Raw genomic sequence first — 13306 nt, 5'->3', positions numbered from 1 at the left:
CCCCCGTAGGCGCCGGCTTGCCGGCGATAGGGCCCCCGAGGACGCTACATCCCATGCTGCCGCATCAATCGCGCATAACTGCCATCAACCTTCATCTTGGCAATCTCCCGATCAAAGCTGGCAACGATCTGCTCATGCTGCGGGTTCTTCAGGCTGACCAGAATATGCAGGCTGTTTTCACTCAGCGGCTTGGGTAGAAACTCCACCGCATTGCGCACCCGCGCCGATTCGCGCGCCAGGTAATAGCGCGCCACGTATTCATCTTCCACCGTCAGCCGCACCCGCTGCGCCGCGAGCATGCGCACGGCCATGGCGAAGTTATGCACAGGGACTTTCTGCAACTGTGCATCCGCATCGAACGCCGCCGAATAGGCATAGCCGCGCACCACCGCGACGGGGTAGTCGTGCAGTTGCTCAAGGGTCTGGAAGTCGATGGGGTCGTCGTGGCGTTTGATAAAGCGCACACGGTTAAGCAGGTATTCGCCGGAGAACTGGCCCAGTTTCGTACGGGCATCGTCGTACCAGGCATTGACCAGCACGTCATAGCGGCCATCGCCGACGCCCATCAGCGCACGGGCCCAGGGCACCTGTTCGAAATCGCTGGCGTAGCCCGCGCGAGCCAGGGCCGTGCTGACAATGTCGGTGGCCAGCCCGCCGTTGATCAAGGTGGCATCGGTAAAGGGTGGCCAGGCATCCGCCACCAGGCGCAGACGCTGAGCGAACGCAGGCGTCGCCAGCAACACCACTCCAATCAAAGCAACGACACGAGTGAATCGCAGCATGCTCAAAGTCCTTGGCGGGCACTTGTTCCAGGCGGTGCCTGAGGTTCTAACAGTAGCTCAGATTACACAAAGAAACGGGCAGCGAATGCACTCAATGATGGCAAATTGATTTCACTCACAAAAATAGCTGATTTAGACAGACTCACCCGCCGCGCTTACTATCCAGACCTGACACTTATGCGAGAACACACCATGACAGTTGATTGGGTCTGCAAACATCACGACGAGCTGGGCAAAGAGCAGCTATACGCCATCATGCGCCTGCGCAATGAAGTGTTTGTCGTCGAGCAGAAATGCATCTACCAGGACCTCGACGGGCAGGACTTGTCGGGCGACACCCATCACCTCATGGCCTGGCAGGACAATGAACTGGTGGCCTACCTGCGCCTGCTGGACCCGGAGTCCCAGGGTGGTGATGTGGTGATCGGCCGCGTGATCGTCGCACCAGTGGCGCGCGGCACTGGGCTGGGGCACCGGATGATGACCGAGGCGCTCAAGCAAATCGCTGATATCTGGCCCGAGACGCCGATTTTTCTCTCGGCCCAGGCGCACCTGCAGGGCTATTACGGGCAGTATGGCTTTGTGGTGGCGGGTGAGGAGTATCTGGAAGATGACATTCCACACATCGGCATGCGCCGCGACTGAGGGCCTCATCGCAGGCAGCTCCCACCTTTAACCGTGTGCACACCAAAAGGTGGGAGCAACCAGTCGAGCTTCAGCGAAGCGGCGGCATGGGCGATAGGGGTTGGCCCCTCGCGATCTCTGTGGGAGCTGGCTTGCCTGCGATGGCGCCAGCGCACTCACCACCGACCTTCAGGGATACCCCAGCACCTGCTTCACCGACGCCAGATTCGCCTCGATCCACCGCCGATCAATCGCACCCCAGTCGCGAATCCGGTAATGCCCGGCATGGTTACGGGCGCCGTCTTCCTGCTCGAACTCACACACGATATCCAGGTCCGCCAACGCCGCAATCGTGTCCTGCGCGGTGCGCCGGGGCATACCGGTGGCGTCGGTCAGGGCCGGTACGCTGCTGGCCTGGCCGCTGTCGATCAGGTAGGCCACGTACAGGCGGCGGTAGAAGCTGCTCTTGGTCTTGCTCACATCCATGGTCGGTCGCCTTGTGCGGTCAGGGTTTGCCCTGCAGATCGCGATACGTGAGGTACACCCGCAGGTCGAATTCCACCTGATGGTAGCCGGGCATCATGTATTCGCAGAGTTTATAGAACGCCTTGTTGTGGTCCGATTCCTTGAAGTGTGCCAGCTCGTGCACCACGATCATGCGCAGGAATTCCGGCGCGGCCTCTTTAAACAGCGCGGCGATGCGAATCTCTTTCTTGGACTTGAGGTTGCCGCCCTGCACCCGCGAAATCGTGGTGTGCAGGCCGAGGGCGCGATGGGTCAGGTCCAGTCGGTTATCGAACAGCACCTTGTCGATGGCCGGCGCGTTGCGCAGGTGTTCCTGTTTCAAGGCCAGGGCATACGCGTACAGGGCCTTGTCGCTCTGCACGGCATGGCGTTCGGGGTAGCGCTGCTCCAGGTAGGCGCCCAATTGGTCCTTGGCGATCAATTGGCGCACTTGCTCTTGAAGGGCTGCGGGGTAGGCCTGGAGGTATTTCAGCGCGGTCATGGGGTATGGCAACAGAATTCGGAAGGTCGCCAGTGTAACGAATTCAGCGCAAGCGAGTGCGTGACCAGTCGACCACTTCTTCGGCCATCAACGGCTGCGCCGCCCAGGAACCCTGGATAAACGCGCAACCATTGGTCTTGAGCCAGTGGGCTTGCTCGGGGGTCTCCACGCCTTCGGCCACCACCAGCACATCAAAATGCCCGCACAGTTCGATGATGCTGCGCGCCATCGCCGCATCGCGTGCCGAGCCTGGCAGGCGTGCGACCAATTGCGGGTCGAGTTTGAGCGTGTCGAACGCCAGGTCGCGCAGGTGGGCCAGGGAGCACTGGCCGGCGCCAAAGTCATCGAGGGCAATGCGCACGCCGATCCGACGCAGCAACTTGAGCTGTTTGGCGGACTCTTCCAGGTTGCTCATCAAGCAGTCCTCGCCGATTTCCACCTCCAGCTGCCGCGCCTGCAGCCCATGTCGCTCGAGTACCTGCTGCAGTTGGTTGGCCAGGTTGGGCATATTGAACTGGCTGCTGCTCAGGCTCACGCTCAACACCAGCTCATCGTCGAACGTGGCTTGCCACGCCTGGCGCTGGGCAGCGACCTGCTGGTAGATCCAGGCACTCAATTGGCTGATCAGCCGTGCCTCTTCCAACAATGGCAGGAACAACCCCGGCGGCACATCGCCGACACTCGGGTGCTGCCAGCGCAACAGCGCCTCGACGCCGCGCAGACGTCCGTCTGCCAGCGACACCTGAGGCTGATACACCAGGGTGAAGTCCTTGTTTTGTATGGCGGTGCGCACGCTGTCTTCGAGCATCAGGCGCGAACGCGCGCGGCCGTTCATTTCCTGATCGTAATAGCGATATTGCTGACGCCCCGCACGCTTGGCTTCGTACATGGCGATGTCGGCAGCGCGCAGCAGGCCATTGAGGTCCGAACCACAGTCCGGAAAAATCGCGATACCAATGCTTACACCCAGCATCACATCCAGGCCATCCACCTGCTGGCAAATCGAAACCCGGTCGATCAGTTTTTCCGCAATCTTCGCCGCCTGCTCCGGGAATTCCAGCTCCAGCAACGCGGTAAATTCATCCCCACCCATGCGGCCCAGAATGTCACCGGAGCGCAGGCAACCCTGCAATTGCTCCGAGACCCAGCGCAGCACCCGGTCGCCGGCGTCATGACCCAGGGAGTCGTTGACCCGTTTGAAGCCATCGAGGTCCAGATAGAGCAGCACCAGGCAATGTTCCGCGCGCTCGCTGCGCAGCAAGGTGTTCTCGACGGTCTGGTAGAAGCCGCGCCGGTTCAGCAGGCCGGTCAGCGGGTCGGTGACCGCCTGGAACTCCAACTGTTGATGCAGGTGACGTACCTCGGACATGTCCAGCACGGTCACCACCATGGCCTTCTGTTCGGTCGGCAACGGCGCACACGACAACGCCACCGGCACTTGCTGGCCACGGCCGGTGCGCAGGATGGCGTCGTGCAGGCGCCAGGTTTCGCCTTTGCGAAACCCGGCATACATCTGCGACTCCAGCCACGTAGGGACATGCGGTTTTTGCAGGAAGCCGAGGAATTCCTGGCCCTGCAGCTCATGGATCGTGGCATTGAGCAGGCGCGAGATCGCCGGGTTGGCGTATTCGATCACCCCACCTTCGCTCACCACCAGGATGCCTTCGGCGGCGTTATCCAGTACCGAGGCGTTGAAGGCGCGCGCCGATTCCAGGTCATGACTCAGGCGCTGCAAGGCCCGGCGGTTACGCTGGTGCTCCAGCAACGCCTGGACCTTGGGCTTGAGGATATGCGGGTCGAAGGGTTTGAACAGGTAGTCGATGGCGCCACTGGCGTAGCCTTCCAGCACAGCAGCCGGGGATTGGGCATTGGCACTCAGGAAGATGATCGGCGTCATGCGGGTGCGCTGGCTGCCGCGCATCAGGCGCGCGACTTCAAAGCCGTCCATGCCGGGCATCATCACGTCGAGCAGCACCAGGTCGACTTCGTGTACCAGCAGCAACTCGAGGGCTTCCAGGCCGGAACCGGCGGTGACTACCTGCCAGTCTTCCCGCTGCAAAAGTGCGCGCATGCTGATCAGGTTTTCCGGGTAGTCATCGACCACCAAAAGAACCGAACTGCTATCGCCGTGGTGTGGAGCGCATTCCATGCTACATCTCTTCCTTGGGAGCCCACTCCGGTCACTTCTGGGAGAAAACCCGGACAAACACTGAGGCCTCACTCTAGCCCCGGTTCCGAAAAATCAGAAGTAACCTCAGTGCCATCATTGCGCCAAAGCTCAGGAAGCCGACTAACGGTCAGTGCCTGCAGCCCACGGTTCATGGGAAACATGGCTTTTTGGCATTCCTCTGGCGCCAATAATTTGCCAGCGATTAATTAACAAGCGGAGGACTACGGCCTATAAAGAACCTGTCTGGCCTAAGGGCCATAGCCTACACCCCTCTGTAAAAAGGCCTACGCCATGATCGACCTCTCTACCTGGAACCTGAGCATTCCCGTTGGCTCGCCCCCCGCGACCATCGACACCCCGAAACTGCTTAGCGGCTTCAAGGACCAATATTTCCAGGCCGAAGGCAGCAACGTGCAATTCTGGACTCCCGTCACCGGTACCCGCACCGAAAACGCCGTGTACCCGCGCAGCGAACTGCGCGAAACCTACGCAGACGGCCGCTTGCGCAACTGGACCTACCCCGACGCCGACAATTTCCTGCGCGCCACCCTGGCCGTCAACCAGGTGCCCTCCAGCGGCAAGATCGTCATCGGCCAGATTCACGCCTATGACAGCCAGAAACCGCTGATCAAGCTGGAGTATCAATTCAAGGAAAAAACCCAGACCGGCAACATCGTCGCCAAAGTGCGCATGCGCCCGGACGAGGACGAAGGCCGGGTGATCATCGTCGCCTCGAATGTGCCGCTGGAGAAAACCTTCACCTACGTCATCAACCTGAACAAGGCCGGGCTGCTGAGTGTGTATGCCGCCGACGGTGAGTGGAACGAGCGCATCGGCGCAGCATGGGGTGCCAAGCCGCTGTACTTCAAGGCCGGCGCGTATGTGCAGGACAACAGTGGCAACAGCAAGGAAGGTGCGCGGGTGACGTTTGCGAAGTTGGATATTGATCACGACTGAGCGGCGTCGCATCTCAAGCCCATTCAGCACGTGCCCGTAGTGGCCCGGCTTGCCGGCGATGGCGTGCGCAGGGTCGTCCTCAGGCTTCAGCCCCCCATCGCCGGCAAGCGGGGCGCCTGCACATTGAGCGTCGCGCATAAAAAAACCCGCATTTCTGCGGGTTTTTTATTAACGCTTGAGGCTTAGTTCACCTTGGCGTTCAACTCACCCTTGAGGTAACGCTGGTACATCGCTTCCAGGGAGATCGGCTTGATCTTCGAAGCGTTACCGGCGGTGCCGAACGCTTCGTAGCGAGCGATACACACATCACGCATCGCAGTCACGGTAGCGCCGAAGAATTTGCGTGGGTCAAATTCGCTCGGGTTGGTGGCCATCAGGCGACGCATCGCACCGGTGGAGGCCAGGCGCAGGTCGGTGTCGATGTTGACCTTGCGCACGCCGTACTTGATGCCCTCGACGATTTCTTCAACCGGTACGCCGTAGGTTTCTTTGATGTCACCGCCGTACTGGTTGATGATCGCCAGCCACTCTTGCGGAACCGAGGAAGAGCCGTGCATCACCAGGTGGGTGTTAGGGATGCGCTTGTGGATTTCCTTGATGCGGTCGATGGCCAGCACGTCGCCGGTAGGCGGCTTGGTGAACTTGTAGGCGCCGTGGCTGGTGCCGATGGCGATGGCCAGGGCATCAACCTGGGTCTTCTTGACGAAGTCGGCGGCTTCTTCCGGATCAGTCAGCATCTGGCTGTGATCCAGCACGCCTTCGGCGCCGATGCCGTCTTCTTCACCGGCCATGCCGGTTTCCAGGGAACCCAGGCAGCCCAGCTCGCCTTCAACCGAAACGCCGCAGGCGTGAGCCATGGCCACGGTTTGTTGGGTGACGCGGACGTTGTATTCGTAGTCGGTCGGGGTCTTGCCGTCTTCACCGAGGGAGCCGTCCATCATCACCGAGCTGAAGCCCAGCTGGATGGAACGCTGGCACACGTCCGGGCTGGTACCGTGGTCCTGGTGCATGCACACCGGGATATGCGGGAATTCTTCGATCGCGGCGAGGATCAGGTGACGCAGGAACGGGGCACCGGCGTATTTGCGCGCACCGGCCGAAGCCTGGACGATCACCGGGGAGTCTGTCTTGTCAGCGGCTTCCATGATGGCGCGCATCTGCTCAAGGTTGTTGACGTTAAAGGCTGGGACGCCGTAGCCGAACTCGGCTGCGTGGTCCAGCATTTGACGCATGCTGATAAGTGCCATTGTGTTGTCTCTCCCGGTCGAGGGTCGTTAATCGTGCAAGCCTGCCGTAGCGGCGGCTGCTATTCAAGTTATTGCAGGTCAGGGTGAGTGCATCTGACCGGCTGAATCGTTATTGCTGATGAGCTGGACTCAAATTCCAATCGGAAACACCGCTTTCGCGGGCAAGCCCGCTCCCACATTTGATCTTCAGTGATCTCACTATTGGGCCTTGCAGCCGCGCCCGATCAAATCATCAGTGGCGACCCAGTAAACCAGGCCTTCCTCACCTTTTGTGTGGAACGCCAACTGGTCGTTGCTATAAAGCACGCCCGAGGCGGCAACGTCCTGTTTAAGGCGATAAACCTGGTCCGAACCACCGAGGCGAACATCCACCTCGTTGCGGGCCTGGTTGGCAAAGCGCCAGTTCACTTCGGCCTTGCTGTCGCAAATCCAAGTGGTCCATTTATCGGCAGGCTCTGCCTTGTTGAACATGTTCATGCTGCTGCAACCGGCCAGAAGGGCCAGGGCTGCCAGGGCGAAAACGCCTTTCATTGCCAATCCTCGAACGACGGCCCAAAGCGCCGTCATTGCTGTCGGTTAGTTGATCTGACCCGTCAAGGGCAACCCTGTTCCTGACCGTTGGGCGCGGCGTCGTATTTCTCCAGCCGCTCGTTGCCGATGCGCTTGTTGATCACCGGCATGGTCTCGGCCTGCCAGTCCGCCTGATAACAGCTCTTTTTCTGCGCCGGGGCAGGCTTATCGGCCTCCGGCACACTGTTTGGCGTGCTGCCGCAGCCGGCCAACAGGCCCGCCGCGATCATCAATGCCAACGGCTTGGTCATGGGAATACTCCTTTTCCGGATCACGAGCCTCAGCCTTTGGCTCGGGTTTCCAGCACTTCAACGGCCGGCAGGACTTTGCCTTCGACGAACTCGAGGAACGCGCCGCCACCGGTAGAAATGTAGGAGATCTGGTCAGCAACGCCATATTTATCGATGGCGGCCAGGGTGTCGCCACCACCGGCAATGGAGAACGCCGAGCTTTCAGCAATGGCCTTGGCCAGCACTTTGGTGCCGTTACCGAACTGGTCGAACTCGAACACGCCGACCGGGCCGTTCCACAGGATGGTCTGCGAGGCTTTCAGCAGTTCAGCGAAGTTGGCCGCGGTTTGTGGGCCGATATCCAGGATCATGTCGTCGGCAGCCACATCAGCAATCAGCTTGACGGTAGCTTCGGCGCTTTCAGCGAATTCCTTGGCCACGACCACGTCGACCGGCAATGGCACGCTGACTTTGGCGGCGATGGCGCGGGCGGTGTCGAGCAGGTCCGGCTCGTAGAGCGACTTGCCTACCGGATGGCCGGCGGCGGCCAGGAAGGTGTTGGCAATGCCGCCGCCGACGATCAACTGGTTGCAGATCTGGCTGAGGCTGTTGAGCACGTCCAGCTTGGTCGAGACCTTGGAGCCGGCCACGATGGCGGCCATTGGCTGTGCTGGCGCGCCCAGGGCCTTGCCCAATGCATCCAGTTCAGCGGCCAGCAGTGGGCCTGCAGCGGCGACCTTGGCGAACTTGGCCACGCCGTGGGTCGAACCTTCGGCGCGGTGGGCGGTGCCGAAGGCGTCCATGACGAACACGTCGCACAGCGCAGCGTACTGCTGGGCCAGTTCGTCGCTGTTCTTTTTCTCGCCTTTGTTGAAGCGCACGTTTTCGAACAGCACGATGTCGCCGGCCTTCACGTCGACGCCACCCAGGTAATCAGCGACCAGTGGCACGTCGCGACCCAAGGCCTTGCTCAGGTAGTCGGCTACCGGCTTGAGGCTGTTCTCGGCGGAGAACTCACCCTCGGTCGGACGACCCAGGTGCGAGCAGACCATCACGGCCGCGCCTTTTTCCAGGGCCAGCTTGATGGTCGGCAGCGAGGCCAGGATTCGCGCATCGCTGGTGACAACACCGTCCTTGACTGGGACGTTGAGGTCTTCGCGAATCAGTACGCGCTTACCTTGCAGATCGAGGTCGGTCATCTTCAACACGGTCATGGGTCGCAGTTCCTGAATTACTGTTGAGGTTGTTTAGAGGCGATGTGCAGATAATGTTCCGCAACATCCAGCATTCGGTTGGCAAAGCCCCATTCGTTGTCGAACCAGGCCAGGATGTTCACCAGCCTCGGGCCGGAAACGCGGGTCTGGCTGGCATCGACAATGGCCGAATGCGGGTCATGGTTGAAATCACAACTGGCGTGGGGCAACTCGGTGTAGGCCAGCAGGCCTTTGAGCGGGCCGCTGGTGGCGGCGTCGCGCAGGATCCGGTTGACCTCCGTCGCGTCGGTATCGCTGACGGTTTGCATGGTGATGTCCAGGCAGGACACGTTCACCGTCGGCACCCGTACGGCTTTGGCCTGAATTCGCCCGGCAAGTTCCGGCAACAGTCGCTCGATACCGCGAGCCAGGCCGGTGGACACCGGAATCACTGACTGGAACGCCGAGCGCGTGCGACGCAGGTCTTCGTGGTGATAGGCATCGATCACCGGCTGGTCGTTCATCGCCGAGTGAATCGTGGTGATCGACACGTAATCCAGGCCAATCGCCTGATCCAGCAGGCGCAACAGCGGCACGCTGCAATTGGTGGTGCAGGACGCGTTGGAGACCAGCAACTCGTTGCCGGTCAGGCAATCCTGGTTGATGCCGTAGACGATGGTGGCGTCGACATCCGCCTCGCTGGCCATCGGCTGGGAAAACAGCACACGCGGTGCGCCGGCGTCGAGGAAACGCTGGCCATCGGCACGGGTGTGGTAGGCACCGGAGCATTCCAACACCAGGTCGACGCCCAGCGCCGCCCAGTCGATGCCCTCGGGGGTGGCACTGCGTAATACTTTTACGCAGTCGCCATTGATATGCAGACAATCGCCTTCCACACGCACTTCGCCGGGGAAGCGGCCGTGAGTGGAGTCAAAGCGTGTCAGGTATTCGATGCTGGCCATGTCGGCCAAATCGTTGATAGCAACAATCTCAAACCCGGTCGCCGCCCCTCGCTCGAACAGAGCACGCAAGACGCAACGACCAATGCGGCCGTAGCCGTTGAGTGCAACTTTGTAAGGACGCGGTTGGGGCATGGGGTTCTCGATTACCTTGGGTAATGGGGTGTCTGCCAGACTGCCTTCGCGAGCAAGCCCGCTCCCACATTTGGAATGGGTTCACAATTGCAACCATGTGAACCCGATCTAATGTGGGAGCGGGCTTGCTCGCGAAGGCGTCAGTACAGCCACCTCAATCTACAGCCTTAGTCTTCCAGCAGCTCTTCAGCTTGGCCCAGGATATTTTCCAGGGTGAAGCCGAACTCTTCGAACAACGCTGGCGCCGGCGCCGACTCACCGTAGGTGGTCATGCCGATCACGCGGCCTTCCAGGCCCACGTACTTGTACCAGTAGTCGGCGTGAGCCGCTTCGATGGCGATACGCGCGCTGACCTGCAGTGGCAATACCGATTGCTTGTAGCCGGCGTCCTGGGCTTCGAACACGCTGGTGCACGGCATGGACACAACGCGCACGTTGCGGCCTTGCTCGGTCAGCTTGTCGTAGGCCTGGACGGTCAGGCCGACTTCGGAACCGGTGGAGATCAGGATCAGCTCCGGCTCGCCGACGCAGTCCTTGAGCACATAACCGCCACGGCTGATGTCGGCGATCTGCGCGTCGGTACGCGCCTGGTGCTGCAGGTTCTGACGCGAGAAGATCAGCGCCGAAGGGCCGTCCTTACGCTCGATCGCGTGTTTCCAGGCCACTGCGGATTCGACCGCGTCGGCTGGACGCCAGGTGTCCAGGTTCGGCGTGGTGCGCAGGCTGGTCAACTGCTCGACCGGCTGGTGCGTCGGGCCGTCTTCGCCCAGGCCGATGGAGTCGTGGGTGTACACGTGGATCACGCGCTTCTTCATCAGTGCGGCCATGCGCACGGCGTTGCGCGCATATTCCATGAACATCAGGAAGGTCGCGCCGTAAGGCACCAGGCCGCCGTGCAGGGACACGCCGTTCATGATGGCGCTCATGCCGAACTCGCGCACGCCGTAGTACATGTAGTTGCCGCTGGCGTCTTCGGCCGAGACACCTTTGCAGCCTTTCCACAGGGTCAGGTTGGAACCGGCCAGGTCAGCCGAGCCGCCGAGAATCTCAGGCAGCAGCGGGCCAAAGGCGTTCAGGGTGTTCTGGCTGGCTTTACGGCTGGCGATGGTCTCGCCCTTGGCCGCAACTTCGGCGATGTAGGCCGAGGCTTTTTCCGAGAAGTCCGCAGGCAGGTCACCGGCCAGGCGGCGTACCAGTTCGTTGGCCAACTCAGGGAATTCGGCGGAGTAGGCCGCGAAACGCTGGTCCCACTCGGCTTCGGTCGCCAGGCCTTTTTCCTTGGCGCTCCACTCGGCGTAGATGTCGGCCGGGATTTCGAACGGGCCGTGGTTCCACTTCAGCGCTTCGCGGGTCAGGGCGATTTCCGCGTCACCCAGTGGGGCGCCGTGGCAGTCTTCTTTACCCTGCTTGTTCGGCGAGCCGAAACCGATGGTGGTCTTGCAGCAGATCAGGGTGGGTTGCTCGCTCTTGCGCGCGGTGTCGATGGCGGTCTTGATCTCTTCCGGATCGTGGCCATCCACGTTGCGGATCACCTGCCAGTTGTAGGCTTCGAAACGCTTGGGCGTGTCATCGGTGAACCAGCCTTCGACTTCGCCGTCGATGGAGATGCCGTTGTCATCGTAGAAGGCGATCAGCTTGCCCAGGCCCAGGGTGCCGGCGAGGGACGCGACTTCGTGGGAAATGCCTTCCATCATGCAGCCATCACCCAGGAACACGTAGGTATGGTGGTCGACGATGTTGTGGCCAGGGCGGTTGAACTGCGCGCCCAGGACTTTTTCGGCCAGCGCGAAACCAACGGCGTTGGCCAGGCCTTGGCCCAGGGGACCGGTGGTGGTCTCGACGCCTGGGGTGTAGCCGAACTCCGGGTGGCCCGGGGTGCGGCTGTGCAGCTGGCGGAAGCTCTTGAGGTCATCGATGGTGACGTCGTAGCCGGTCAGGTGCAGCAGCGAATAGATCAGCATCGAGCCGTGGCCGTTGGACAGCACGAAGCGGTCACGGTCGGCGAACGACGGGTTGCTCGGGTTGTGTTTCAGGTAGTCACGCCAAAGTACCTCGGCGATATCCGCCATGCCCATCGGGGCACCGGGATGGCCGCTGTTGGCTTTTTGCACGGCATCCATGCTGAGGGCACGAATGGCGTTGGCACGCTCACGACGGCTGGGCATCGCTGATCTCCTGGGGTTTGAATAAAAGAAACGGAAAAAAGGACCGGCATTTTCCCTCAGCCACCGCCTGCGGGCAATGACAGATAGTCACTTGTGGGTGTTTTTCCTGTGCTTTGCGCGGCAATCGCTTGCAGAAAAGACCGACCGGTTCGTCTAAAGGTTATAGCGGCTGCTTATAACTGCCACTTATCGTTCAATATCAAAACTTTTTGATATTGGCCTTGCGAGGTCTTCACCTCGTCACTAGACTGCTGGCCTTATGAATCTACCCGTGCCCTCCCTGCGTCCTGACGACGGCGATGACCTGGCAGCCTTGTGCAAGGCCGCTGGCGACCCGTTGCGCCTGAACGTATTGCGCGCACTGGCCAACGATTCGTTCGGCGTACTCGAACTGGCGCAGATCTTCGCCATCGGCCAGTCCGGCATGAGCCACCATTTGAAGGTCCTGGCCCAGGCCGACCTGGTGGCCACCCGCCGCGAAGGCAATGCGATTTTCTACCGTCGCGCCCTGCCCCACACCGAGTTGCTCGGCGGCAAGCTGCACGCCGCCCTGCTCGAAGAACTCGACAGCCTGGCCCTGCCCAGCGACGTGCAGTCGCGCATCGGTCAGGTCCACGGTCAGCGCGCCGCCGCCAGCCAGGATTTTTTCACCCGGGTTGCCGAGAAGTTTCGCGCCCAGCAGGACCTGATCGCAGGTTTGCCGCAATACCGCGACAGCGTACTGGCGCTGCTGGACAAGCTGAGCTTCAGTGATGAGGCCACGGCACTCGAAGTGGGCCCTGGCGATGGCGGTTTCCTGCCAGAACTGGCGCGGCGTTTCCAGCAGGTCACGGCGCTGGACAACAGCCCGGCCATGCTCGAACTGGCACGCCAGCTCTGCGAGCGTGAAGCATTGGGCAACGTGCGCCTGCAGTTGGCGGATGCGCTCAATCACAACAATCTGCAGGCCGACTGCGTGGTGCTGAATATGGTGCTGCACCATTTCGCTGCCCCCGCAGACGCCCTCAAGCAGATGGCGAAGTTGCTGCAACCCGGCGGTAGCCTGCTGGTCACAGATTTATGCAGCCACAACCAGAATTGGGCCAGGGAGGCCTGCGGTGATCTCTGGTTGGGTTTTGAACAGGACGATCTGGCCCGTTGGGCCACCGCTGCGGGACTCGTTCCCGGGGAAAGCCTCTATGTAGGTTTACGTAATGGTTTCCAGATCCAGGTCCGCCATTTCCAGCGGCCGGCTGGCGACACTCACCATCGGTAAATATCAGGAAAAC

Annotated in this window: 13 protein-coding genes; 3 read left to right on the top strand and 10 right to left on the bottom strand. The window is 61.0% G+C overall.

What is annotated here, in order from left to right:
* Positions 1–44: 44 nt before the first annotated feature.
* On the bottom strand, positions 45–782 hold the full coding sequence (locus tag AC07OJ_RS13795) for a substrate-binding periplasmic protein (protein ID WP_495094661.1): 738 nt from the start codon (positions 780–782) through the stop codon (positions 45–47).
* Positions 783–974: 192 nt separating this feature from the next.
* Here AC07OJ_RS13795 and AC07OJ_RS13790 point away from each other — a divergent pair, with 192 nt between their 5' ends.
* The gene (locus tag AC07OJ_RS13790; RefSeq protein WP_065904833.1) at positions 975–1427 is read left to right on the top strand and encodes a GNAT family N-acetyltransferase; all 453 of its coding nucleotides are present in this window, start codon (positions 975–977) and stop codon (positions 1425–1427) included.
* A gap of 168 nt (positions 1428–1595) precedes the next feature.
* Here the strand turns inward: AC07OJ_RS13790 and AC07OJ_RS13785 are convergent, their stop codons facing one another.
* The 3 genes from AC07OJ_RS13785 to AC07OJ_RS13775 are packed head-to-tail and all read right to left on the bottom strand — an operon-like array spanning position 1596 to position 4561.
* Complete coding sequence (locus AC07OJ_RS13785) at positions 1596–1892, bottom strand: winged helix-turn-helix domain-containing protein (protein WP_065904835.1); 297 nt, start codon at positions 1890–1892, stop codon at positions 1596–1598.
* A 19-nt stretch (positions 1893–1911) separates the two neighbouring features.
* Entirely contained in the window at positions 1912–2412 is a 501-nt protein-coding gene (locus AC07OJ_RS13780) for a M48 metallopeptidase family protein (RefSeq protein WP_010207148.1), read from the bottom strand.
* A 43-nt stretch (positions 2413–2455) separates the two neighbouring features.
* Positions 2456–4561, bottom strand: a complete 2106-nt coding sequence (locus AC07OJ_RS13775) for an EAL domain-containing protein (RefSeq protein ID WP_213554453.1) — start codon at positions 4559–4561, stop codon at positions 2456–2458.
* 312 nt (positions 4562–4873) lie between these two features.
* On the opposite strand from AC07OJ_RS13775, the gene AC07OJ_RS13770 reads away from it, so the two are divergent.
* Entirely contained in the window at positions 4874–5539 is a 666-nt protein-coding gene (locus tag AC07OJ_RS13770; RefSeq protein ID WP_106802425.1) for a polysaccharide lyase family 7 protein, read from the top strand.
* 182 nt (positions 5540–5721) lie between these two features.
* Here the strand turns inward: AC07OJ_RS13770 and fba are convergent, their stop codons facing one another.
* From fba to tkt, 6 genes are all read right to left on the bottom strand, one after another.
* Positions 5722–6786 carry a class II fructose-bisphosphate aldolase gene (fba, locus tag AC07OJ_RS13765; protein ID WP_003177554.1) on the bottom strand — a complete coding sequence of 355 codons (1065 nt, stop codon included), beginning with the start codon at positions 6784–6786 and terminating at the stop codon, positions 5722–5724.
* A 198-nt stretch (positions 6787–6984) separates the two neighbouring features.
* Positions 6985–7317, bottom strand: a complete 333-nt coding sequence (locus tag AC07OJ_RS13760; RefSeq protein ID WP_106802423.1) for an MliC family protein — start codon at positions 7315–7317, stop codon at positions 6985–6987.
* A 62-nt stretch (positions 7318–7379) separates the two neighbouring features.
* Positions 7380–7607, bottom strand: coding sequence for a hypothetical protein (locus AC07OJ_RS13755; RefSeq protein WP_495094660.1), 228 nt, complete (start codon positions 7605–7607; stop codon positions 7380–7382).
* A gap of 29 nt (positions 7608–7636) precedes the next feature.
* Positions 7637–8800: a phosphoglycerate kinase gene (locus AC07OJ_RS13750; RefSeq protein WP_025857657.1), complete on the bottom strand. Its 1164-nt coding sequence runs from the start codon at positions 8798–8800 to the stop codon at positions 7637–7639.
* Between the two features lie 17 nt (positions 8801–8817).
* Complete coding sequence (epd, locus tag AC07OJ_RS13745) at positions 8818–9873, bottom strand: erythrose-4-phosphate dehydrogenase (protein WP_495094659.1); 1056 nt, start codon at positions 9871–9873, stop codon at positions 8818–8820.
* Between the two features lie 167 nt (positions 9874–10040).
* A complete protein-coding gene (gene tkt / locus AC07OJ_RS13740; protein ID WP_106802419.1) occupies positions 10041–12038 on the bottom strand; it encodes a transketolase in 1998 nt (665 codons plus the stop codon).
* Between the two features lie 259 nt (positions 12039–12297).
* Between tkt and AC07OJ_RS13735 the strand changes: the two genes are divergently transcribed.
* On the top strand, positions 12298–13293 hold the full coding sequence (locus tag AC07OJ_RS13735) for an ArsR/SmtB family transcription factor (protein ID WP_120450271.1): 996 nt from the start codon (positions 12298–12300) through the stop codon (positions 13291–13293).
* The last annotated feature ends 13 nt before the right edge of the window (positions 13294–13306 follow it).

It is taken from the genome of Pseudomonas sp. GW821-FHT09C08 (assembly GCF_059418125.1).
This window is presented reverse-complemented; position numbering and strand designations above follow the sequence as displayed.

Bases quoted from the DNA above. Each gene is read 5' to 3' on its own strand.
- AC07OJ_RS13750 (WP_025857657.1), bottom strand. From the start codon at position 8,800: ATGACCGTGTTGAAGATGACCGACCTCGATCTGCAAGGTAAGCGCGTA.
- AC07OJ_RS13775 (WP_213554453.1), bottom strand. From the start codon at position 4,561: ATGGAATGCGCTCCACACCACGGCGATAGCAGTTCGGTTCTTTTGGTG.
- AC07OJ_RS13770 (WP_106802425.1), top strand. From the start codon at position 4,874: ATGATCGACCTCTCTACCTGGAACCTGAGCATTCCCGTTGGCTCGCCC.
- AC07OJ_RS13785 (WP_065904835.1), bottom strand. From the start codon at position 1,892: ATGGATGTGAGCAAGACCAAGAGCAGCTTCTACCGCCGCCTGTACGTG.
- AC07OJ_RS13735 (WP_120450271.1), top strand. From the start codon at position 12,298: ATGAATCTACCCGTGCCCTCCCTGCGTCCTGACGACGGCGATGACCTG.
- AC07OJ_RS13780 (WP_010207148.1), bottom strand. From the start codon at position 2,412: ATGACCGCGCTGAAATACCTCCAGGCCTACCCCGCAGCCCTTCAAGAG.
- AC07OJ_RS13795 (WP_495094661.1), bottom strand. From the start codon at position 782: ATGCTGCGATTCACTCGTGTCGTTGCTTTGATTGGAGTGGTGTTGCTG.
- AC07OJ_RS13790 (WP_065904833.1), top strand. From the start codon at position 975: ATGACAGTTGATTGGGTCTGCAAACATCACGACGAGCTGGGCAAAGAG.
- epd (WP_495094659.1), bottom strand. From the start codon at position 9,873: ATGCCCCAACCGCGTCCTTACAAAGTTGCACTCAACGGCTACGGCCGC.
- AC07OJ_RS13755 (WP_495094660.1), bottom strand. From the start codon at position 7,607: ATGACCAAGCCGTTGGCATTGATGATCGCGGCGGGCCTGTTGGCCGGC.
- fba (WP_003177554.1), bottom strand. From the start codon at position 6,786: ATGGCACTTATCAGCATGCGTCAAATGCTGGACCACGCAGCCGAGTTC.
- tkt (WP_106802419.1), bottom strand. From the start codon at position 12,038: ATGCCCAGCCGTCGTGAGCGTGCCAACGCCATTCGTGCCCTCAGCATG.
- AC07OJ_RS13760 (WP_106802423.1), bottom strand. From the start codon at position 7,317: ATGAAAGGCGTTTTCGCCCTGGCAGCCCTGGCCCTTCTGGCCGGTTGC.